We start from the raw sequence: 21992 nt of genomic DNA, 5'->3' as shown, positions 1-21992 counted from the left end.
ATGCTTCTGGCGTGTCAGCCTGTCACAGCGGGCGAACTTGCTGGACGAGCGTGTTCAGGTCGCGCCAGTACTTCTTGTTCGGCTCGGGGATCGAGGCCAGCAGCATGCCGGGCTTGGTCTTGCCCACCTCGACCACCGTCACCACGGCCTGCGCCTCCTGCTTCTTGCCGCCGAAGGTGTAGCCGACCTTGTAGCCGAGCGTCCACCCCTTACCGACCGGGATCTTCTGCGACGCGGTCCACTCGTCGAGCCGGGCGCCCTTCGGGTACTGGGTGCGGATCGCCCAGCGGACCGCCTCGGTGGCCAGTTTGCGGTAGTCGGCGTTCGACGACGGCTTCTTCTCCGGCGAGTCGCCTGGGTACATCGCCGAGGCGATCACCGTGTGCGGGATCTCCACCTTGCCCATCCGCTGCGCGATCGAGAACGGCGGGAACGACTTGGCCTTCCACGGCGCGGCCAGCCTCGGATAGGTGATGCCCACGGTCTTGTCGGTGATGAGGCCGCTGGCCAGGGACGCAGTCCCGGAGAACGTCTCCAGCGTCTTGCTCGCCGGCACCGGGGGCAGCACGACCGCGCTCACGGTCGGGCTGGCGCTGGCACTGGCCGACGGCGTCGCCGTGACCGACGCGCTGGGCACCGGCGCCACCGAGACCACCTGCTCGCCCGGCTGCTGGTTGGTGGGCACGTCGCCGGAGAACACCACGAAGATGAGTAGCACGGCCAGGACCGTGGCCAGGATGGAGCCGAGCAGGTAGACGGCCCTGATCGGGATGTCGCCGAGCCGGCGGGACGGGGGCGCGGCGGGGAGCGGGGGGACGGGCGGGAGCGTCGGCACGGGGTGCGGGTGCGCCTGCTGCTGCCCGAACGGCTGCCGCGGCGGCCCCCCTGGGCCCATCGGACCCGGCCCCTGCACGGGACCCGCGCCCTGCATCGACCCCGGCCCCTGCACCGGCCCGAATCCCTGCCCCGGCCCTGGTCCTTGACCCGGCCCCTGTCCTAGACCCGGCCCTTGACCTGGACCTGGCCCTTGTGATGGCCCTTGTCCTGGTCCTTGTGATGGTCCTGGCCCTTGGGACGGTCGGGGCGCTTGGCTCGGCGCCTGGGCCGGGCTCGCGGCCGCGGACGGTGGCGGGCCCTGACGCGTCGGAGCGGGGCTCGGCCCCGGTTTGGGCGGTGCGGTGGGGTTGGGGCCGGACTGCTTCGGAGGCGCCGGCTTCGGGCCCGGCTCCTTCGGGGCGGCCGGCTTGGGAGCGGCGGGCTTGGGAGCGGCCGGCTTCGGGGTGGCCGGCTGTGGGGTGCCCGGTTTCGGGCCGGACTGCTTCGGGGCGGGCCGGCTCGGGGCGGTCTGGTCGGAGGTGGACGGCGCGGACGGCGGGGTCTGCGGCTTCACCGGGGCGGACGAGCCGGCCGCCGGCGGCCGGGAGATCCTGATCGTCTGATCCGCCTGCTGTTCCTCGGACACCTCGGGCATCTCGGGCACGACGATCTTGCGGAACGGAGTGGTGGGTGAATCATAGGTTCGTCTGCGCTCGCCGTCGTCCGCCATGGCCTTGAGATTACGTCACCACGGAGCGGGATAATTCCTCTATTCCCCCTGCAGAATCTAATTCTGTAAGGTCGGCGAACATGAGGGGTTTCTACGAGATCGCGGCCGAAGACCCGGAACGCCCGGCCCTCCTCGGCGACGAGGGCATGACCTACGGAGCGCTGCTCGACCGGGCCAACCAGGCCGCGGGCGGCCTGACCTCGCGCGGAGTCCGCCCCGGCGACTGCGTCGTGACCGTGTTGAAGAACGGGGCCGACGCCCTGGTCATGATGCTGGCGACGTACCAGATCGGGGTCTATCTCGTACCCGTCAACTGGCACTTCACGGCTGAGGAGATCGCCTACATCGTCGCCGACTGCGGCGCCGAGGTGGTGATCGCGCCGGACGCCCTCACGGTCGCCGAGCTCGTCGCCGGCCAGCCGGCCACCGCGCCCGGCCACCGGCGGGCCGGCTCGATGATGCTCTACACCTCGGGCACCACCGGCCGGCCCAAGGGCGTGCGGCGGCGGCTGCTGGACCTGACGCCGGAGGAGCTGTACCCGATCCTGATGCGCAAGAGCTGGCGGCACTTCGGGCTGCCGATGGGCGGCGTGCACCTGGTGTGCTCGCAGCTCTACCACTCGGCGCCGTACGGGCAGGCCATGATGGCGCTGCAGTTCGGGCACTCGATCGTGGCGCCGGAGAGGTTCGAGGCGGCCGCCGCGCTGGAGCTGATCCAGCGGTACCGGGTGACGAACGCGTTCATGGTGCCGACGATGTTCCACCGGCTGCTGGCCGTGCCGGACCGGGAGTCGTACGACCTGTCGTCCCTCACCCACCTCTACCACGGAGCCGCGCCCTGCCCGCCGGCCACCAAGCAGGCGATGATCGACTGGCTGGGGCCCGTGGTGTGGGAGTACTACGGCTCCACCGAGGCGGCCGTGGCGACCATGGTGTCCGCGCGGGAGTGGCTGGAGCGGCCGGGCACGGTCGGCAGGGCGCTGGACGGCATGTCGTTCACGATCATCGGGGACGACGGCGAGGAGGCGGCACCGGGACAGCCCGGACTGGTCTACATCGGCGGGATCAACCGCTTCGAGTACCACCGCGACCCGGACAAGACGGCCTCGGCCATGCGCGGGCGGGAGTACACGCCGGGCGACATCGGCTACCTCGACGACGACGGCTACCTGTTCCTGCTGGACCGGCGGACCGACCTGATCATCTCCGGCGGGGTCAACATCTACCCGGCCGAGATCGAGGCGGCGCTGCTCGAACATCCCTCGGTGGCCGACGTGGCCGTGATCGGCGTGCCCGATCCCGAGTGGGGGCACAAGGTGGTGGCGCTCGTCCAGCCGGCCGACGGGATCGCGGGCGGCGAGGAGCTCACGGCCGAGCTGCTGCGGCACTGCGCCCCCCGGCTGGCCAGGCTGAAGCACCCGCGGCTGATCGAGTACCGGCAGACGCTGCCCCGTACGCCGACCGGCAAGCTGAGCAGGCGGAACGTCCGTGAGGCGTATCTTTCCAGCTGAGCTGGGCAGGGAGCTCCCATGAGGGAGATCGCCGCCGGACTGGTCGCCGCCGCCGTACTGCTGACCGGTTGCGGCCCTCCTCCTGAGACCACGCGAACGGCCTCGCCGTCCGCGACCCCCACCTCCGCGACGCCGTCGGTTGCTCCCACGGCTTCCGCCACGGCGTCGCCGCAGGCCCTTGAGGCGGCGTACGAGCGGGTCATCGCGGAGGTCCTGCCGTCCATCGTGCAGATCACCACGAAGGTCGGGCTCGGCTCGGGCATCGTGTTCGACACCCAGGGCCACATCGTCACGAACGCCCACGTGGTCGGGCAGGCCACGCAGATGAACGTCACCATCGCCACCGGCGGCGCGCCCCGGCCGGCCAAGCTGGTCAAGTCGTTCCCCGCCGGGGACCTCGCGGTGATCAAGGTGGACCGGCCCGACGGGCTGAAGCCTGCGCAGTTCGGCGACTCGGCCAAACTGCGGGTGGGGCAGATCGTGCTGGCCATGGGCAACCCGCTGGGCCTGTCGGGCAGCGTGACGAACGGCATCGTCTCCGCGCTCGGCCGTACGGTGACCGAGCCGCAGAACCCAGGATCACCCGGCGCCACCATCGCCGGAGCCATCCAGACCTCGGCCGCGATCAACCCCGGCAACAGCGGCGGCGCCCTCGTGGACCTGTCCGGCCACGTGATCGGCATCCCGACGCTCGCGGCCACGGACCCCGACCTGGGCGGCGGCGCCGCGCCCGGCATCGGCTTCGCGATCCCGAGCAACACCGCCACCGACATCGCCCGCCAGATCGTCAAGGACGGCAAGGTCACCAACAGCCACCGGGCCGCGCTGGGCATCCGCGGCAGCACGGTGATCGGCTCGGACGGGCAGCCGAGCGGCGTCGGGGTGGCCTCGGTCGAACGGGGCGGCGGGGCCGAGCGGGCCGGGATCCGGGCCGGTGACGTGATCGTATCGATCAACGGCAAGGAGACGCCGACGATGGCGGCCCTGGCAGAGACCATCACCATGCTCAAGACCGGGGATCAGGCCCAGGTCGGGCTGATCCGGGCGGACGGGACGAAGGAGACGGTGAACGTACGACTGGGCCAGCTACAGGGCGACTGAGCCCTCAGAGCGCGGTCGTCCGGCGGTCGGTGGTCTGCCGGCGGTCGGTGGTCTGCCGGCGGTCGGCGGGTGGGCGGCGGGCGGGCAGCGGTCGGCGGGTGGGCGGCGGTCGGCGGGCGGGCGGCGATGGCCGGGCGGCTGACCCGCGGGCTGTCATTGCTTGGCGGTGAAGACGATCTCGACGCGCCGGTTCTTGGCCCGGTTCTTCTCGACGGGCTTGCCCTCGACGACGTTGGGCAGCTTGGGACGGCTCTCACCGAACCCGCGCGACTCCAGCCGCACGCCCGCGTCCGTCAGCAGCCCGCCCATGGCCTGCCGCACGGACTGCGCCCGCCGCTCGGACAGCGTGCGGTTGTAGGCGTCCGTCCCCTGGTCGTCGGTGTGCCCCTCGATCGTGACCACCCCGCCGGCGCCCTCGGCCTCGACCCGCTCGGCCACCTTCGCCAGCCGCTGCCTGGCCTTGGCGGTGAGCTGCCACTTGTCCAGCGCGAACAGCACGTCGCTGGTCACGGCCACCCGTACCTGCCGGCCCTGCTTGGTCTCGCTCTCGGTGCCGTCCATCGACTCGACCTCGCCGACGATGTCCTCGATGGGGAACACGAGGTCCTCGACGGCCCCGGTGGCGTCCGGGGGCGCGCTGGGCGGCGGCGTCGGGGACAGCAGGAGCGCCAGGACGACGCTAAGAGATCGGAACATCGGTCAGCACGCCGAACATCGGCATCTCGATGTTGATCTTGGTGACGTCCGCCGGCGGGGCCGCGAACACCGCGTACAGCGTGGACGCCTCCTCCGGCTCCAGGAACTGACCCTGCGTCCCCGAGCAGACGCACTCCGCGTTCTCGCCGGTGCCGTTGCGGGCCACGCGGTAGCGCTTGGCGTTGACCGGGTCGATCAGAGAGACGCCGGAGACGGTGAAGTCGAGCCCGCCGCCGCCCAGGCCGTTGTGCACGTTGACCTTGCCGTCGGTCGCGGTGACCGTCCAGTTGAGGCTGACGGTCCTGCCCTGGCGCTTGAGCGCGGTGATGTCCACCCGCGCCTTGCCGTACTGGTCGCCTGCGCCGGTGCTGGCCTCGCGGGTGGCGATCACCTTGGCGTCCTGGGGCGGCGCGCTCTGCGCGGGTGTGGCCTCCGCAGCGTCGGCCTGCTCGGAGGCGGCCTGCTCGGAGGCGGTGGCCGGTGCGGTCTCAGGCTGTCTCTCCTCGCCGCCCGCGCCCTGCTGACCCGGGATCACGCCGCAACCTGCCAGCGCGGCGGCCGCGAAGGCCAGTGCGATCGTCTTACGCATGATGTGGTCACCTTCGTGCGTTCGGGGATGTGGCTCTCACCCTAGGGAGGCGACCTTCAGGATTCGCATAGTTCGCTATATATGCTGATCAGGCCATCTGCGGGCCTCCTGCGCGAGCTGTTCCGCCTCGGCTCTGCCCTGTGGGTCGCCGAGACCGTCAAACTCTCCCATAGCACGACTAAGTGTCTCAACTGCGACATTTGGCTGGCCACCCTGCAGCTCGGCTCGGGCGAGGGCCAGGAGGGCCCTGGCGGTGTTCCTGCGGTCGCCGTACGCGGTGAACGTCTCCACCGCCGACCGCGCCGCCTCCGTCGCGGCCCGCCCGTCACCGCGCGCCGCCTCGATCTCGGCCAGCACGAGCAGCGCCACCGCCTCCGGCAGCCGGTCGCCGAGGCGGCGGTTGACGCTCAGCCGCCGTTCCACGCAGTCGCGGGCCACGTCGGGCCGGCCGGCGGCCAGTTGCTGCCTGGCCAGGTCCAGCAGCGCCTCGGCCTCGCCTCTCGGGTCGCCCAGCTCCTGGTAGGCGGCCAGGCTCCGCCGCAGCGTGTCCTCGTCCCTGCGCAGGGCGCCCAGTGCGCGCAGGGTGTCCGCCCGGCCGCGCCGATCACCGGCCTCCTCGAAGACCCGCAAGGCCCGTACGAACGCCCGCTCAGCCTCCGCGCCCCTGCCCTCGCCCCTGCCCGGGCTGCCGGTTTCGGGCGCCTGGGCCGGTCGCCGCCGTGCCGCTCCGGACTCGGCTGCCTGCACCAGGCCGAGCCGGAGCGTGATCCTGGCCAGTTCCAGGCCCTCCACCAGCGGCTGGGCCGCCCGCAGCGCGGCGGCGGCCGCGTCCGTACGGCCCTCCGCCCGGTGCAGGTCCGCCAGGCCGCGCAGCAGCAACGCCTCACCGTGACGGTGACCCGCCGCCCTGGCCGCGTCGAGCCCGGTCGCCGTCGTCGCGTGCCAGTCGTCGTGGTGGGCGCCCAGCTCGAACAGCGGGGTCAGGTAGAAGGCCAGCCGCCACGCGGCCTCGTACAGGCCGGCCCGGTAGAAGTCGCCGACACAGGCGGCCAGGAACCGGCGCTCGGCGCTCAGCCACCGCGCCTCCTGCCGCAACCAGCCGGTCGCCAGACTCGCCTCCTCAGCGAAACCGAACCCCACGGAGGAATCGGACGGGGCGAGACCGGGAGGGGTGAGGCCGGACGGAGCGAGGTCCGGCGGGGTGAGGCCGGGCGAGGCGGGGCCGGGCGGGTGGATCTCGGTGCGGCCGGTGCCGGGTTCGGCCGGGAGCAGAGAGGCTCTGGCCTGCCGGGCACGTTCGAGAATCTCACCGGCGATGGCGGCAAGCACACCAGCGGGGCCGCCGTCCTCCTCGGACAGACGTTCGGCGGCGTAGAGGCGGGTCAGATCGTGCCAGCCGAACCGCTCCTGACCGGCCTCGTCCAGCCCGCGCGACTGCAGCAGCCCGGCCTCCGCCAGCGGCTCAAGGTCCACCCCGAACACCCAGGGCGCGAAGTCGGGCGCGGACAGCGCACCGAGCCTCCGGAGCAGCCGCCGCTCCGGATCCGGCAGGCCGCGATAGCCGAGCGCGAGGCTGCCTCGTACGGCCAGGTCTCCGGCGCTGAGCTCGTCGAGCCTGCGCCGCTCGTCCCCGAGCCGCCCCGCCAGGTGGTCGAGCGTCCAGCCCGGCTTCCTGGCCAGCCGGGACCCGGCGATGCGCAGCGCGAGGGGCAGGTGGCCGCAGAGCCGGACGATGCGCAGCGCGGCCTCGGGCTCCGCGCGTACCCGCTCGTGCCCGGCCACGCCCGCGAGCATCGCCACGGCCTCCTCCTCGCCGAGCAGGCCCAGCTCGTACGCCCGCGCCGCCTCCAGCCCGGCCAGCGGCGACCGGCTGGTCACCAGGGTGAGGCTGCCCGGCCCCGTAGGCAGCAGGGGCCGCACCTGGGCCTCGTCGGCGGCGTCGTCCAGCAGCACGAGCAGCCGCCTGCGGGCCGTCGTGCTGCGGTAGAGCCGTACCCGATCGTCGAGCGCGGGCGGCACCGCGCCGTCGGGGCAGCCGAGGGAACGCAGCAGGTCCTCCAGCACGGCACCCGGCGGCCTGGCGCCGAGCGAGGCGTAGAGGCGGCCGTCGGGGAGTTCGAGCGCGGTGGCGGCGTGCACGGCGGCGGCGGACTTCCCGCAGCCGGGCGGGCCGTGCAGGACCAGGTGCACGGGTGCGGCGGCCCGCTCCCCCGCCATCGCGGCGATCCAGCCGAGCACCGGCTCTCGTCCCGCGAAGTCGGAAATATCCGGCGGCAACTCATCAACCGCCGCCGCTCCCCGCCCCTGCCCACCCCGCACCACCGGCGCCCCGCCCCAGGGCCCTACGCCCCCGAGCTCGCCCGACTGCCCCGCGCCCCGGACCTCTCCACCCCACCGACCCCTCTCCGGATCATCACCCCAGCTCCCCCTTTCCAGCCCGGGACCGCCACCCCGGACAGGGACTCCTCCTAGGGGGCGCACGCCCGCACCCGCGCCCGCCTCCGGGGTGTCGTTCAGCACACGCTGATGGGCCGCGACCAGCTCGGCGCCGGGCTCAAGACCCAGCTCCTCCACCAGCGTCCGGCGCGCGTCCTGGTAGGCGGACAGCGCCTCCGACCTGCGCCCGGCCTGGTGCAACGCCTCGATGAGACGTACCCAGGCGCGCTCGCGCAGCGGATGCGCCCCGACCAGCGCCCGCAACTCGCCGACCACCTCGGCGCCCCGGCCCAGCCGCAGGTCCAGTTCCACCCGCTCCTCCAGAGCGGTCAGGCGCAACTCCTCCAGCGGTACGCCGTACGTCCGGCGCAGCACCGACGACTCCACGTCCGCCAGCGCCTGCCCCCGCCACAGCCCCAGCGCCGCCCCGAACCCACCGGCCGCCTGCGCCACCCGGCCCTCCGCCCGCGCCCGCCTTGCCTCGCCGACCATCCGCTCGAACCGGTGGCAGTCCACGTCGTCCGGCTCCACGTCGAGCAGGTAACCGCCCGGCACGGTACGGATCCCGTCCACGACCTTGCGCAGCGCGCTCACGTACACCCGCAGCACCGACTCGGCCGACGCCGGCGGCCGGTCGTCCCAGACCACGGACATCAGCCGATCAACCGGCACCTGCTCCCGCGCCGACAACAACAACGCCGCCAGCAACGTCCTGTGCTTGGCGGGCCCGGGAGCCTGACCCCCCTCGATCCGCAGCGGCCCCAACACCCCGAACCGCACCTGCGGCCTCACGTGCCGTTCGCCGGTCTGACGGCGAAAGACTCAAACCGCACCCGCATAGCCTCAACCCCAGCATCCGCCCCGAACCCCACCCCACCACCCCGCATGATGTTCGACCGCGTGAGGGCGAACACGGCATCCCCGGACCGCATGGCACCGGAACCCACACCACCGAACGCGGCAGTCCCGGACCGCATGACGCCGGGCCCCGTAACGGCGAGTCGGGTGTCGGCGGGCTCCGTGGCCCCGGGGCGGGTGCCGCCCGACCTCGCCGAGCCGAGGGGCGCGTTGCCCTGGATGCCTGAGCCGGCGGTGGGCTGGTCGGCTGATGGGGCCGCGTAGACGCCGGTCTCGCCGTGGCCGTGGGGGTCGTCGGTGTCGGAGGCCTCGCCGACCAGGCTCTCGTTCAGCCACATCCGCAGCGTCACCTTGTCCCCGCTCCGGCCGCACTCCGCCACGACCCGGTTGGCAGCCGCCTTGGGCGCCTCGGCGGGGCCGTACAGGACCTTGGCCTCGGCGCCCGCACGGCGCTTGACGATCGTGACCTTGCCCTCGCCGTTCACCCCGAACTCGTAACGGTCGCCCGAGCCGGCCGCGCCGTGGCACCACACACCGTACTCACCCGCACCCTGCTCCAGGGTGGCCTTCGCGCTGACGATCACGCCGTTCTCCGGCTCGCGTACGGGCGCCGACTTCCACAGGCGCCAGCCCGGCTTGACGGTCAGCCGGTAGCCGGCGCCGTCCAGGCGGGCGTCACCGCCCTCGGAAGCGCCGGTGTCCCAGGACTCGAACCCCGCCTCGTACGGCCAGGTCTGCGAGGTGAGCCCCGGCAGGTTCGCGACGACGACAGCGGCGGTGACCAGCAGCGCACCGGCCCCGACAACCCACGGCGACCACCGCCTTCGCCCCGGCACCTCGCCCTCACGACCGGCACCGACCACACCGCCCTCAGCAGCGTCGAGCCGACCGACCCCCGCCCCGAGCACAGCGGTCCCCGACCCGCCAGGCCCGGCCGCTCCGGGGTCGGCGGTCGGTCGCGGGGCAGTGCGGGCGTCCACAGGCCCCGACACCCCCTGGCCGACAGTCGGTGGCCGGCCAGCAGGAGCAGCCCCAGGCGGTCCCGGGGCACCGGCCAAGGGCGGGCCAGGAGGGGCGGCGGGCGGGCGGACGTCGGCTGTGATCGACTCCGTCCACGTGCGTTCCACCACCTCCGTCGCCGCCGCCAGCCGCGTACCCCCCACCAGTTCCCCCAGCAGCTCCTGCGCCACAGGCCGGAGGCGGGCGTCTTTGGACAGGGCGCGTTCCACCACCCCACGGATGCCGTCGTCGAGCCCGTCCAGGCGCGGCTGCTCGTGCGCGATCCGGTACAGCACCTCCCCCGGCGCCCCGCCCCCGAACGGCAGCCGCCCAGTCCCGGCGTACGCGATCACCCCGCCCCACGCGAACACGTCGGCGGCGGGCGTGAGCGGGTCGCCGCGCACCTGCTCGGGCGCCATGAACGCGGGTGTCCCGAGGATGGCCTGGCTGGCCAGGCTGGCCTGGTCGACGATCTGCGCGATGCCGAAGTCGATCACCCGGGGCCCGAGCGGCGAGAGCAGCACGTTGGAGGGCTTCAGGTCGCGGTGGATCACCCCGGCCCCGTGGATGGCGCTCAGCGCGGTCGCGATGCCGACGGCCAGCGCCTCCAGGTTCCCGCCCGACAGCGGCCCCTGGTCGCGTACGGCCTGGGCCAGGTCGGGACCCTTGACGTATTCGGTGACGAGGTAGGCGACGCCCCCGTCGATCCCGGCGTCGAGCACCGGCGCGGTGCAGAACCTGGCCACCCGCCGGGCCGCCGCCACCTCCCGTTCGAAGCGCCGCCTGAACGCCGGGTCGCGGGCCAGCGCGGGGTGGATGAGCTTGACCGCGGCCAGGCCGCCGGTGGGCGTGGCGGCGAGGTGCACCTCGCCCATGCCGCCCTGGCCGAGCAGGCGCCGCAGCGCGTACCCGCCTATGACCCGGTCTCCGTCCATCGCAGACACATTAACCAGATTCGGGGTGTTGAGCCGGGTTCATCCGACCGCGGGCGCCTGGGCCAGGCGGTAGCGGGAGGGCGGGATGCCGTACCGGTCGATGAACGCCTGCCGCAGCGTCTCCGCCGTACCGAATCCGCAGCGCACCGCCACCGCCGCCATCGGCAGCGACGTGGAGGCCAGCAGGTGGGCGGCGGCCTCGGTGCGGGCCTGCCGCACGTAGCGGCCCGGCGTCAGCCCGAGGTGCTTGAGGAACAGCCGGGTCAGGTGCCGCTCGCTGACGCCCGCCTCGGTGGCCAGCGCGGGCGTGGTGAGGTCGTCGCGCAGGTGGGCGGAGATGTACTCGATGGTCCGTTTGACCAGGCTGTTGGCCGGGGACGGCGCGTCCACGAACATGCTCATCTGCGCCTGGTTGCCGGGCCGCTGCAGGTAGGTGACCAGGTTGCGGGCGACGGTCCTGGCCAGCTCGGTGCCGTTGTCCTCCTCGATGAAGGCCAGGGTGAGATCGAGCGCGGCGGTGATGCCGGCCGAGGTGGCGACGTTGCCGTCCCTGATGAAGATCGGGTCGGGGTCGACGATCACGCCGGGGTAGCAGGCGGCCATCCGCTGCGCCTGGCCCCAGTGGGTGGTGGTGCGCCGCCCGTCGAGCAGGCCGGCCGCGGCCAGGACGAACGAACCCGTGCAGACGGAGGCCACGCGCCGGCTCTCGCGGGCCAGCCGCCGGACGTGACCGACGATGAGCGGATTGGCGGCGGCGTCCTCGTGGCCGATCCCGCCCGCCACCACGAGCGTGTCGAGCGGCCCGGTGACGCGTTCGAGGGCGAGCTGGGCGTGCAGGGTCAGCGCCGTCGCGGTGGTGACGGGGTGGCCGCCGGGGGTCGCCACGCGGTATTCGTAGTAGGGCTGGGCGCCGTGCCAGTTGGCGCTCTCCAGCGTCGAGGTGACGGAGGCGACCTCCAGTAACTCCGCCGCCTCGTACGCCACCACCACGACCCGTCTCGGCTCCATGCCCCGACTGTAGGTCCGAAGGACGTGGATCCCAAGTTTCCGGACCTCCTCCGCCGCTTTCCTAGGCGCCCCGGCGGGCCCCGGCCACAGTCGAAGCATGACGACGACGACCACCACCCCCAAGTCAGGCCGCCGCTGGGGCAGATTCGCCCTCCACTACGTCGAGATGATCATCGCGATGTTCGTCGGGATGATCGGGCTCGGCATGCTCAGGTCCGCTGTCGGCCTCGGCATCTCCCCCGCCGAGCAGCCGGAGCTCTGGTACCTCGTGATGGCGTTCGAGATGTCCGTGGGCATGGCCGCGTGGATGCGGTTCCGCGGGCACGGCTGGGCGCCGACGCTGGAGATGTGCGGGATCATGTTCGCGCCGGTCGTGCCGCTCTTCCCCATGCTGTGGCTGGGGATCATCGACGGCGGCGTCCTCATGCTCGTCTCGCACGTGGTGATGTTCCCGCTCATGCTGGTGGCGATGCTGCGCCGCCTCGACGAGTACGCCGGCTGCGCCCACTGAGCACCACCGGCGCACCCGGGAGAACGTACGTCACCGACGCTCGGGTACGGGCTCGCGGGCCGGCCGCTTCCTGATGGCGCCCAGCGCGGCGTTCCTGTCCCGGATGTCGGAGATGAGCACGTGTGCGACCAGCAGCAGCCCGAGGCACAGGATGTCGGCCGCCCACCAGGGGATCTCGGCGAGCAGCAGATACCCCTGGCCGTCGCTCAGCGACCTGATCACCACCGTGACCACCGCCACCACGAAGGTGACCAGCAGCCAGCTGCGCAGCCGGGGCAGGTTGCCGTTGTTCCACAGCCGGACCCGCCAGTTCATGAACACGGTCAGCACGCCGAGCAGGGCGCAGAACCCGATCAGCCACCACGGCAGGGCGAAGGCGTTCTGCTCGGCGATCTGCTCGCGCGTGGTGCGCAGCTCGGCCTCGGCCTGGCGCTGGGCCTGTACGGCGGCGTCGAGCTCCCGTTCCAGCTGCGCCACGCTCTTCTGCGGCCGGGAGGGCGGCGTGGCGTCCTCCGTGGGCAGCATGCGGGCCACCACGGTGAGCATGATCGCCACGAACGACAGTGCCAGCACGATGGCCATGAACAGGTCGATGAAGCGCAGGTCGAGCGGCGGCGCGAAGGACCTGGGCGGCCGCCTTCTCACGGTTCCCTCACCAGCGTGTACTTCTGCGGCCGGGTCTCGGCGGCGCTCAGCCGCTCGACCGCCGTACGCAGCGCGTCCATGCCCTTGATCAGTTCCTCGGTCCCGCCCCTGGACATCGCCAGCTCCTGCGTGAGCCCCTGCATGTGGCCCATCTCCCTGGCCAGCCCCTGGATGTGGGACAGCTCGCGCGTCAGCCCCTGCAGCGCGGGGCCGGTCTGCTTGGCGGGCAGGCGCGCGATGTAGATCAGGAAGACCTCGTCGGCCTCCACCACCGAGGCCCGCTCGGCCCGCTCGACCAGGGCCATCGCCCCGAACGCGAGCACGCTCAGGAACAGCGCGATCATGGTGACGCCGAACGCCGACGCCAGCTCGGGCAGCACGTGCTGCTTGAGCGCGGTGATCAGCACACCGGGGTCGCCCCGGCTGTCCAGGGCGTTGGAGAACGAGCTCACCATCGCGGCCATGGTCAGCGCGGTGCCGATGAACCCGAAGACCGGCAGGGCCCAGATGAGCGCGTGGTCGATGTGGTGCTTGTTGCTCATCTCGCTCTCGTCCAGCGCGGAGCGTGCGCTCAGCACGGACTCGCAGTCGTTCCCGGCCTCGGCCGCCTCTTTGAAGAGCTTGAGCCGCCGGGCCACCAGCGTGTCCTCGTTCGGTTTCACGGACCCGATGTTGGTCCTGGCCCGCTCGGTGGCCTCAGCCTCCCGCCGGATGTCCGGTACGGCCCTGGCGATCCTGAGCACCGTGATCAGGAACACCGCGATGACGAGCGTGACCACGAGCTCCGCCGCCGCCGGGGCCGTGGTGGCGCCCACCACCTCCAGCAGCGCCTTGACCGCTCCCGCCACCATGAGTACAGCGGACACCAGCAGGCCCACCACCGGTGCGAACACCGAGTGACGCCAGTCGAACCTTGACACCCTTCAACCCCACTCCGCACACGACTTGTCAGGGGAACACCTAAGCACACGTACAGCAATATTTGGTTACGGAGTGGCAGTTCTGTGACCTATTCTCCCCCAGCCACCACACCCCTCGCACCGCCGCACGAGCACGGCCGACCGAGACAACCTCGAACGCCTTCAGATATCCGAGACATCTACCAGAGATGTCTCCGCGAGATCGCCGGCGGACCACCTGGAGAAGATTCGGCTGGGTACCGATGAGCGAACACGCCTGGGACCGTGCCACAGAGGTTCAGCAGTTGCTCACCGATACCGGGCAGCACAGGTCAGCCGGTCCAGCTGACCTGCTGATCGCCGCCACCGAGCTGGTCACCGACGTCTGATGCCGCTGATGACGGCGAGCCGCGCCTGACCGCCGCCGGCGAGGTGTCCGGCAAGCGAATGCGCGTGGGCGCTCTTCGGATAGTGCGCCCGGGTGGACGATCATATGCTCCCCAGGAAACGTCGGTGCGGGGGCGATCCGCCGCGATCCCGGCCGGGACATGGGAATGCCGAGAAAAGCAGAGGTGTCTCCTGGCGACGAAGGCCTTATCCGTCGGATCTCCGCGTCGGCCCGCGACGCCCGCGCGGATCACACCGTGATATTCACGATCCTGGGCCCCGTCGGCGTGCTGACCCGGCAGGAGGCCGCGCGGAAGACGGCCGACGAGCAGCTTTCCGAGCATCGGGTACGCGGGCTGCTGGCCGCCCTGCTGCTGCGGCCCAACAGGTTCGTGGCCCACACCACGCTGGCCGGGCTGCTCTGGGACGAGCCGCCGGCCGGATACCGTTCCAACCTGCGCACCTATGCCTCCCGGCTGCGTCGCTGCCTCAACGCGGTGGATCCATCGCGGGTCCGGCTGGAGTCGCGGAAAGGCAGCGGCGAACAGGGCGGAGGCGGCGCGTACCTGCTGCGCGTCGGGGAGATGGAGCTGGACGCCGACGTCTTCCTTCGGCTGATCGCCCGTGCGCAGGCCATGCGGCGCGACGACGACGCCGAGTCGGCCGTCCACCTGCTGAAGCTGGCCCTAGAGCTGTGGCACGGGCCGGCCGGCGGTTGTGACGTCGCCGGTTCCGGCCGGCTGCTCGCCCAGCTCGACGCGTTCAACGACCTGCGGTTGATCACGTACGAGGATCTGACCGCGGTCCGGCTGCAGCGCGGGGAGCACCGGCTCGTCATCCCCGAATTGCGGGCCCTGCTGGCCGACCACCCCTACCGGGAGGGCGCCTGGGCACAGTTGATCTACGCCTTCCACCGCTCCGGGGACGTCGAGAAGGCCCTGCGCACCTACCGGGAGCTGCGTGACATCCTGGCCAAGGAACTGGGAGTGGAGCCGAGCGAGGAGCTGAACCGGCTGCACCGCGCCGTCCTGGACCGCGACGACGCCGGGGCGCGTGGCGTCATCTGGCCGGAGCGGGACTCCCTCACGGTCCGATGACCGGTCGTGACCCGCCTCCGACGAGGGAGCCGGTCCGCCCGGCGCCGGTACGCGATCACCGGCCGGGCCGCCGGTCCGCGCGGTCACCCAGCCCGGCTCGACCGCCAGCCAGCTGTCGCGGACCGGCCCTTGACGGACGAACGCGAACGGCAGCCACCCGTAGCCGTCCTCACCCCACCCCGGCCCCCAGCTGTTGCGCACCCGGAACGCGCCGGTGAGCCCGGGCCCGCACAGCCGGTGGTCGTCATAGCCGACGAGCAGCACCACGTGCGCGCCGAGGAGCGCTTCCCCGGCACGCGGGACCGGGAAGATCCCGTCGGCGAACGACCCGGCCGTCGAGAGGTGCAGCGGAACCTCGAAGACGACGGGAACGCCCACCGCGAGCGGCTCCTTCAGCAGCGTGAGGAGCCTTTCCCGCCGGGCCGTGTCACCCGTGTCACCCGCGTCACCCGCGAGCCGCCGGAACTGCAGCCGCGGCGCGCTCGACGGGTACACCTCCTCGGGCGGGTCGTCGTTGACCCGGCTCAGGTCCAGCGGCCAGCTCGCCTCGTCGGCCAGGCCGTAGCGGGCCCAGGCGGCGAGGCTGAAGAGGATGTGCGAGCCGTCGCGGTCGGGATCCCCGCCGAGCCCGCGGGAGAGGCGGTAGTTGAAGAGCAGCGAAGGCTCGAACTCCCGCCCCTCGGCCCGCCGCGCGTAGTAGGAGGCCATGGCGGTGACCACCGCGGAGGTGCACAACGGCTGTTCGCCCTGGTCGATGACGGCGGGGAAGCACCGCTCGACGGGAGGCGTCGCCGGTGGGAGCCCCGCCCCCGTCGGGCCGCGCTCCGACCACGGCGGTGCCAGCCCGGTCCCCGTGGCGCGGAATCCGCCCTTGACCGCGACCTGCCAGCCGGTCACCCGGCCTGCCCGGCCCGCGCGTCCCGCCCGGCATGAGCTTCGCGCATGACCGCGACCAGCCGGGCGTCCCGCATCCGCACCGCGGCGCGAAAGGCGCGCAGCGCCTCGGGGGCGAAGTCCGCGGCGGGACGCCGCTCGGGGACGTAGTGCCCGTGACGATCCTCGCCGCGCACCAGCAGGGCGCTGTCGTCGCCGTGGAGGGGCCGCACGGCGGGATCGATGTAGTCGACGGCGAAGCAGAGCCGCTCCGTCTCGCCCGTGCTGGGTCCCGAGCTGTGAACGGTGGCGGGGGTGTGCACGGCGCACTGCCCGGGTTCGAGGTCCACGCTGAGGACGTCCTCCTGCGCGATCTCGTACGCGGCCCGCTCGCCCTGGAGGAGATCGCCCATCGAGGAGCCGGTGAAGCCGTGCGGCACCAGCCCGCCCGCGTGCGATCCGCGGCAGTACAGCATCGTGCCGTTCGCCCTGCTCGTGGGGGTGAGAGCGATCCAGACCCGGATCGCGCGGCCCTCGAAGCCCTCCCATCCGTAGTACGGGGCGTCCTGGTGCCAGGCGAGGCGGGCAGGGCTGTGCTCGGGCCGCTCGAAGATGTTGGTGGACCACACCAGGAGATCGGGGCCGATCAGGCTCTCGGCGAGATCCACCGCCGCCTCGTGGTGGACCAGCGCGTCGGCCCATCGCGTGAGCAGGTGGATCTTCGGATAGTTCCAGCGCTGCCGCAGCAGCCCGCCGGCCCGCCGGGTGATCTCGCGGTAGGTCCTGAGCGCGGTGGCGTACTCCTGCGCCTCCGCACGCTCCAGCAGTTCGACGGGGAAGAGGAATCCGTCGGCCTGGAAGCGGGCGAGCCGGTCCTGTCGCGGCGCGGGGTGGCCGCTCATCCCAGGTACTCCCTGATCGCGCCGAGCAGCAGCCGGGCGTCGTCGGCCTTGGTGTCGGGCGCCTCGATGGCGAAGAACCGGGTGAGCGCCTCGTGCTCGCCGGCGGGCAGGGCGGGCTCGACGACCCGCAGCACGTTGCGCACGGTGCGGTCGGGGAAGTACAGCTTCTTCGCCGCGTCGACGAAGACCGCTCCCGTCCCGGCCGTGACCAGCCCGCGTTCCACCGCCGCGGCGACGGCGAAGCGAAGATTGATCATGGGATCGGACGCGGCCGTCCCGGTCTCCTCGTCGTAGACGATCGCCACCTCATCGTCCGCGTCGACGGCCCCGGACGCGTACGCCTGGTAGATCCTGCCGACGCCGATCATGCCCCAGGGAGCGCACTCCGCGGCGCGCAGGGCGCCCATGCTGGACGATCCGTAGACGCGTACGCCCTCGTCGACGGCGGAGAGAACCTCCTTCGGCGAGATCGAGAGCGACGACAGGAACCGGCCGTCCACGATGCCGATCACTTCGGGCGGCACGGGCCGGCTCAGCAGGGCGTCGATGTCGCCGCGCTGGATCGGCGGCAGGTACTCCGCGTCGAGCTCCTTCGACGCGAGGGCCGGGCTCAGGCTGGGCCCGAGAAAGACCGCTGCGCGCATGACATTCCTCTCTGCGGTCATGGCGGTCAGCCCGCCTCGGCGAGGGACAGCCGGCGGTCGAGCTCGGCGGCCGTGCGGACGGCACGGTTCCACGCGGTGGCGGCCCGGCGGCCGAGCCTGCTGTGGTCGACGCCCCAGGACTCCAGCCCCGGCACCAGCAGCCGGACCACGGAGACCGGGATCTGCGGCGGGGACAGGTCGACCACGATGGCCCGGGTCATCCCGATCGCCCGGAGCCGGTCGAGCATGAAGCGCACGTCGTCCATCACGTCCCCGTGCCGGTAGGAGGGGATCTCCCGGGCGTCGAGGATCTTGCCGGACGGTTTCCAGAGCCAGCCGTTCTCGTCCACGGTCGCCGACCGGTGCACGTGCAGCATGTGCTTGGGCACCTTCGTGCCCGGCAGGGAGATGTCCTCCCGCATGGCCTGGATGTCCACCGCGCGTCCCTGGGCGCACTCGCTGATCGCCCGCACGATCGCGACCTCGGCGTCGGGGTGGGTGCCGAAGCCGGCGTGGTTGTGCGCCGAGGTGGCCGTCAGCGCCTCGGTGGTCGCCGCCGCGAAGGTGGGCACGCCGATGTCGTTGGTCAGCTGGACGACCCGCATCTCCAGCCGCGCCTCGTGGACCCGGGCGACCAGGTCCTTCGCGCGCGGCGGCAGCGTGCCGATGTCCACGTGCGGGTGCTGCTCCTTGAGCCAGCCGGTGATCGCGGACGTGTGCTCCGAGCGGTCGTCCCCCTCCAGCACCCGGCCGAGCTTCGTGCTCAGCAGCTCGGAGATGGTGATGGCGTCGCGCTCGATCACCTCGCACAGCGCGTGGCACACCGCCTCCTCCAGGCTGTTGCCGGAGGCGAGCCCGTTGGTGGTGGTGATGCGGTAGCAGGGCGCCTCGTGATATTTCGCCACGTAGCCGGCCGCGTCCTGGGGAACCAGGACCGGTTCGCCGGAGAGCAGGTCGTGACCCTGCGCCCAGGAGATGGGCAGGTCGTCGGAATAGTGCGGGGCCGGCTCCAGCAGGTACTCGGCGGGGTGCATCGCGCTCCGCCCCTCGGCGCGTAACTCCCGGTAGGAGGCGATGACGGCGGGCATGCGGGGCAGCCACGCGGAGAAGCGCTCCATGGCCTCCATCACGGCCGAGGTCTTGGCCTGCAACGGGGTCATGCCCTTGCCGTTGTAGACGGAGATGATGTCGTTGGAACGCGGGGAGATCGCGTTGTAGACGGGGATGCCGATCCGGTCCAGCCAGGTGATGTCGGCGACCCGGGTGATGCCCGCCCGCAGCAGATGCGGCTCCACCCGCGACCAGGTCTCCTCGGCGGTGATCTCCCGGTGCACGCCATGGCCGTTGACCTTGGGCACGTGGGTGCGCAGCTTCATGATTCCTCGTCTTTCTGGACGAGTTCGACACGGGCCCGGCCGTCGCCCTCGTACCGGTAGCTCAGCGTGATCATGTCCCCCGGCGCGACCTTGACCTCCTCGGGGAAGGCCCAGCCGGCGCAGTACCAGTGGCTCTTCTCGCCGCCGTCCCAGGGAGCCGTGGAGAGCACGGTGGTGGGACCGAGCTGCGCCTCGAAGTAGACGAGCGCGGTGTTGCACAGGCCCGCCCTGGTGACGGGCACGCTCACCTCGTTCTCGAAGTGCCGTACGTCCTGGTGCAGGTCGACCGTGAACAGGGGCACGGGCTCCGAGAGCGGCTCCCAGTCCCGCACGTGCTCGGGCCGTTCGTAGAAGCCCGCGGAGCGGGAGAGGTTGCCCTCCAGCATCGGCGCGAAGTCGATGCCGTAGCGGCTCTGCCAGCGCGCGATGTGCGCGGGCAGGATCCGGTGCCGGGAGCGGAAGCCGTCCGGCATGTGGGCGAGGTAGATCCTGGCGCGCAGCGAGCCGGGAATCAGGCGGGCGTCGTCGCTGAGCAGGCGCCGCCGCGCGTCCTGGAGGTTCTCCCAGATGACCATGTCCAGGCCGTCGTTGCCGATGATGTCGGTGGTCAGCACGGTCGCCTTCTCGGGCAGTTCGGTGGTGCTGGACCAGCCGCGCACGATCGTGACCCGGTCGGCGAAGCCGTTGCGCTCGACCACGCGGGCGGCGATGTCGCCGGTGCGCGCGGGCTCGACCGCGTACACGTGCCGGGCGCCGGCGCGGGCCGCCGCGACGGCCAGGACACCGCAGCCGGTGCCGAGGTCCAGGACCACGTCGTCCGGGCCGACCACCTCGTCGATGGCCTTGAGGAACAGCGGCTTGCGCACGGGGTCTTCAAGCATCGTGACATCCAGGTACGTCTGTCCGTACCCGCCGATGGGGAACATCAGCTCCGAGTGGCCCTCGGCCGGGTCGGGGGTGAGCAGTCCGGCCCCGGCCATGGTGGTGAGCGTCGTGAGCAGCTCGTCGACGGCTCGCCTGCCCTTGAGCCGCGGGCGAAGACGCTGGAGGGCCTCGGCGACGGTCACGGGCTCGTAGAACACGTCGAGGAGAGACAGCGCGTGCGGGCCGAACTCCCAGATCCGCCGGTCGTGGTGCACCCGCACCCGATGGGAGCTCTCCACCTCGACCAGCAGTTCGGGGACGCGACGCAGCGTCACGTCGGGCGTCAGGGTCACAGGTTCCTCCTGCTCTCACTGCTTGCGGTGTCCGCGGCGGAGGCGGACGTGGACGATCCGGCCGCGGACGATCCGGCCGCGGACGATCCGGCCGCGGACGGAACGGGCGCCGGACGGCCCGCGGCGTGGGCCAGCGCGGCGATCAGCGGCGGCAGGTAGTCGCCCATCGACCCCTTCTCGTCCGCGTCGGTGGCGAGCGAGTGACCCGTGCGCGGCTCCACCACTTCGAGGCCGTCGGCTCTGAGTTGTGCGACGTTGCGCCGCATGACCGGCTTGTTCCAGGTCGTCTCGCTGGTGGAGGGCACGACGACGGTGGGGCATGACACGGCCATGAGCGTGGAGCTGACGAGGTCGTCCGCGATGCCGTGGGCGAGCTTGCCGACCAGGTCCGCGGTAGCCGGCAGCACCAGGGCCACCTGCGCCCACCGGGCGACGGACACGTGGGAGCGGTCCTCCAGGGGGAGGTCGTCCCAGTCGCACATCACCTCGCAGCCGACGACCCGCCGGAACGAGTCCTTGGTGACCAGCCGCAGCGCCATCGGCGTCAGCAGCACCCTGATCCGGCTCAGCCTGAGCCGGCCCGTCAGCCAGAGCAGGATGTGCGGCACCGCCAGCGCCGCGACCGAGCCGGAGACGCAGACCAGCAACCGCACCCCGCTCAGGTCGAGGTGCGTCCGGGCGTCGGCGTCGGACTCGGACTCGGACTCGGGCTCGGGCTCGGGCTCGGGCTCGGGCTCGGGCTGGACCTCGGTCTCAGTCTCGGCCCCGGCCTCGGCCTCAACCTGGGTCTGGGTCTGGGTCTCGGCCTCAACCTCGGTCTGGGTCTCGGGCCCGTGCTCGGTCGGAGGCCGCGTCACGCCGTCACCGCCGTCGCGAACCTCCGCCAGTACGCCTCCAGCCGCGGCAGCGCCACCTCCGGGTCGCCCCCGACGGCGTGACCCGCGGGCCGCCACACCATGCTCTGGGCGCAGTGCTCCAGCAACCGATCGGCGACGAGACCCACCAGCCGGTCGGCATCGGCCACCGCGCCGTACCCGTCGAGGAACGCCGTCGCCGCCGGATCGTCCGCCGACTCGATGAGCGCGGCCGCCTCGACCAGCTCGGCCAGGAAGAAGGCCAGGTCACGCAGGGGGTCGCCGAGCCCCGCCTCCCGCCAGCCGAGCACCGCCGGCCGGTCCGTGTCGGCGCACACACCGGTCGAGAACCGCCCGTGCACGACCACGGGGTAACCGGTGAACGGGGTGACGGCCGCCGCGGCGCGGGCGAGCCGTCCGCCCGGCAGCCGGCGCCGTACGGTCTCGACCGCCCAGGCCGCCCACGATCCCTCAGGCAGCCAGGCCGGGGCGGACCGGCGAGGCAGGTCGGCCGGCGGCGCGGCGTGCAGCAGGGCGAGGAACCCGCCCAACGCCCGGCAGACGCGTTCGAAATCGCCGCGCCCGGCGACGTACGCCCGGTCGCAGAGCAGCGCGGGGGTGGGCAGCGTGGGCCACGTGGCCAGGCCGGAGGCGGAGAGGGTGGGGACGGCGGCGAGCACGGCGGCGTCCTGGGGCAACACGGCACGCAGCGCGTCGAGCCGGCCCGCGTCCAGGTAGCACGGGTTCCGCCGCTTGTCCTGTTCCGCCCAGCGGTAACCGGACGGGGTGCGTACGCAGACCCGGAGCACGAACGGCCCGTCCATGCTGCGCACCAGACCATCGGCGGCCGGGGACGTGCGGCCGGTGCCGCCTCCCGCGAGACCGGTGGTCCGGCCGGTGCCACCTTC

At 72.4% G+C, this 21992-nt stretch carries 20 protein-coding genes and 1 pseudogene; 6 read left to right on the top strand and 15 right to left on the bottom strand.

Annotated elements, in window-relative coordinates:
• Positions 1-22 precede the first annotated feature (22 nt).
• Positions 23-895, bottom strand: a complete 873-nt coding sequence (locus B0I32_RS09325; RefSeq protein WP_181307183.1) for a hypothetical protein — start codon at positions 893-895, stop codon at positions 23-25.
• A 283-nt stretch (positions 896-1178) separates the two neighbouring features.
• Between B0I32_RS09325 and B0I32_RS09320 the strand changes: the two genes are divergently transcribed.
• From B0I32_RS09320 to B0I32_RS09310, 3 genes are all read left to right on the top strand, one after another.
• Complete coding sequence (locus B0I32_RS09320) at positions 1179-1439, top strand: hypothetical protein (RefSeq protein ID WP_106236767.1); 261 nt, start codon at positions 1179-1181, stop codon at positions 1437-1439.
• Positions 1440-1626: 187 nt separating this feature from the next.
• A complete protein-coding gene (locus tag B0I32_RS09315) occupies positions 1627-3057 on the top strand; it encodes an AMP-binding protein (protein WP_106236766.1) in 1431 nt (476 codons plus the stop codon).
• A gap of 18 nt (positions 3058-3075) precedes the next feature.
• Positions 3076-4158, top strand: a complete 1083-nt coding sequence (locus B0I32_RS09310) for a S1C family serine protease (RefSeq protein ID WP_106236765.1) — start codon at positions 3076-3078, stop codon at positions 4156-4158.
• 153 nt (positions 4159-4311) lie between these two features.
• Here the strand turns inward: B0I32_RS09310 and B0I32_RS09305 are convergent, their stop codons facing one another.
• The 5 genes from B0I32_RS09305 to B0I32_RS09280 form a co-directional block, all read right to left on the bottom strand.
• Complete coding sequence (locus B0I32_RS09305) at positions 4312-4854, bottom strand: OmpA family protein (protein WP_106236763.1); 543 nt, start codon at positions 4852-4854, stop codon at positions 4312-4314.
• The gene (locus B0I32_RS09300; protein ID WP_106236762.1) at positions 4838-5443 is read right to left on the bottom strand and encodes a hypothetical protein; all 606 of its coding nucleotides are present in this window, start codon (positions 5441-5443) and stop codon (positions 4838-4840) included. The genes B0I32_RS09305 and B0I32_RS09300 overlap by 17 nt, the downstream gene beginning before the upstream one ends.
• 75 nt (positions 5444-5518) lie before the next feature.
• Positions 5519-8659: an AfsR/SARP family transcriptional regulator gene (locus B0I32_RS09295; protein ID WP_245955697.1), complete on the bottom strand. Its 3141-nt coding sequence runs from the start codon at positions 8657-8659 to the stop codon at positions 5519-5521.
• Between the two features lie 8 nt (positions 8660-8667).
• The gene (locus tag B0I32_RS09285; RefSeq protein WP_106236761.1) at positions 8668-10671 is read right to left on the bottom strand and encodes a serine/threonine-protein kinase; all 2004 of its coding nucleotides are present in this window, start codon (positions 10669-10671) and stop codon (positions 8668-8670) included.
• Positions 10672-10710: 39 nt separating this feature from the next.
• Positions 10711-11679 carry a GlxA family transcriptional regulator gene (locus B0I32_RS09280; protein ID WP_106236759.1) on the bottom strand — a complete coding sequence of 323 codons (969 nt, stop codon included), beginning with the start codon at positions 11677-11679 and terminating at the stop codon, positions 10711-10713.
• Positions 11680-11776: 97 nt separating this feature from the next.
• Here B0I32_RS09280 and B0I32_RS09275 point away from each other — a divergent pair, with 97 nt between their 5' ends.
• Entirely contained in the window at positions 11777-12190 is a 414-nt protein-coding gene (locus tag B0I32_RS09275) for a hypothetical protein (protein WP_106236758.1), read from the top strand.
• 30 nt (positions 12191-12220) lie between these two features.
• Here B0I32_RS09275 and B0I32_RS09270 read toward each other — a convergent pair whose 3' ends face one another.
• Positions 12221-12835 carry a hypothetical protein gene (locus B0I32_RS09270; RefSeq protein WP_106236757.1) on the bottom strand — a complete coding sequence of 205 codons (615 nt, stop codon included), beginning with the start codon at positions 12833-12835 and terminating at the stop codon, positions 12221-12223.
• On the bottom strand, positions 12832-13755 hold the full coding sequence (locus B0I32_RS09265; RefSeq protein WP_146178098.1) for a hypothetical protein: 924 nt from the start codon (positions 13753-13755) through the stop codon (positions 12832-12834). Before B0I32_RS09265 ends, B0I32_RS09270 begins: the two co-directional genes overlap by 4 nt.
• Positions 13756-13997: 242 nt before the next feature.
• On the opposite strand from B0I32_RS09265, the gene B0I32_RS60860 reads away from it, so the two are divergent.
• Together B0I32_RS60860 and B0I32_RS09255 are read left to right on the top strand one after the other, a co-directional pair.
• Entirely contained in the window at positions 13998-14123 is a 126-nt protein-coding gene (locus B0I32_RS60860) for a PIN domain-containing protein (RefSeq protein ID WP_281262580.1), read from the top strand.
• Positions 14124-14378: 255 nt separating this feature from the next.
• Positions 14379-15218, top strand: coding sequence for an AfsR/SARP family transcriptional regulator (locus B0I32_RS09255; RefSeq protein ID WP_181307182.1), 840 nt, complete (start codon positions 14379-14381; stop codon positions 15216-15218).
• A gap of 168 nt (positions 15219-15386) precedes the next feature.
• On the opposite strand, the pseudogene B0I32_RS61610 reads toward B0I32_RS09255, so the two are convergent.
• The 7 genes and pseudogenes from B0I32_RS61610 to B0I32_RS09225 all read right to left on the bottom strand — a co-directional run.
• Positions 15387-15926 (bottom strand): annotated as a pseudogene (locus B0I32_RS61610) (hypothetical protein); the annotation flags it as partial.
• A 185-nt stretch (positions 15927-16111) separates the two neighbouring features.
• The gene (locus B0I32_RS09250) at positions 16112-16993 is read right to left on the bottom strand and encodes a phytanoyl-CoA dioxygenase family protein (protein ID WP_106236751.1); all 882 of its coding nucleotides are present in this window, start codon (positions 16991-16993) and stop codon (positions 16112-16114) included.
• A complete protein-coding gene (locus B0I32_RS09245) occupies positions 16990-17637 on the bottom strand; it encodes a TfuA-like protein (protein WP_106236750.1) in 648 nt (215 codons plus the stop codon). The genes B0I32_RS09250 and B0I32_RS09245 overlap by 4 nt, the downstream gene beginning before the upstream one ends.
• A 26-nt stretch (positions 17638-17663) precedes the next feature.
• Entirely contained in the window at positions 17664-19013 is a 1350-nt protein-coding gene (locus tag B0I32_RS09240; protein WP_106236748.1) for a YcaO-like family protein, read from the bottom strand.
• Positions 19010-20230, bottom strand: coding sequence for a 50S ribosomal protein L11 methyltransferase (locus B0I32_RS09235; protein WP_106236747.1), 1221 nt, complete (start codon positions 20228-20230; stop codon positions 19010-19012). The genes B0I32_RS09240 and B0I32_RS09235 overlap by 4 nt, the downstream gene beginning before the upstream one ends.
• Positions 20227-21087 carry a flavoprotein gene (locus tag B0I32_RS09230; RefSeq protein ID WP_106236745.1) on the bottom strand — a complete coding sequence of 287 codons (861 nt, stop codon included), beginning with the start codon at positions 21085-21087 and terminating at the stop codon, positions 20227-20229. The genes B0I32_RS09235 and B0I32_RS09230 overlap by 4 nt, the downstream gene beginning before the upstream one ends.
• A complete protein-coding gene (locus B0I32_RS09225; RefSeq protein ID WP_146178096.1) occupies positions 21084-21908 on the bottom strand; it encodes a phosphotransferase in 825 nt (274 codons plus the stop codon). The genes B0I32_RS09230 and B0I32_RS09225 overlap by 4 nt, the downstream gene beginning before the upstream one ends.
• Positions 21909-21992 lie beyond the last annotated feature (84 nt).

Origin of the sequence: Nonomuraea fuscirosea (assembly GCF_003001935.1) — a bacterium.
In the GTDB taxonomy this organism is placed as follows: Bacteria; Actinomycetota; Actinomycetes; order Streptosporangiales; family Streptosporangiaceae; genus Nonomuraea; species Nonomuraea fuscirosea.
This window is presented reverse-complemented; position numbering and strand designations above follow the sequence as displayed.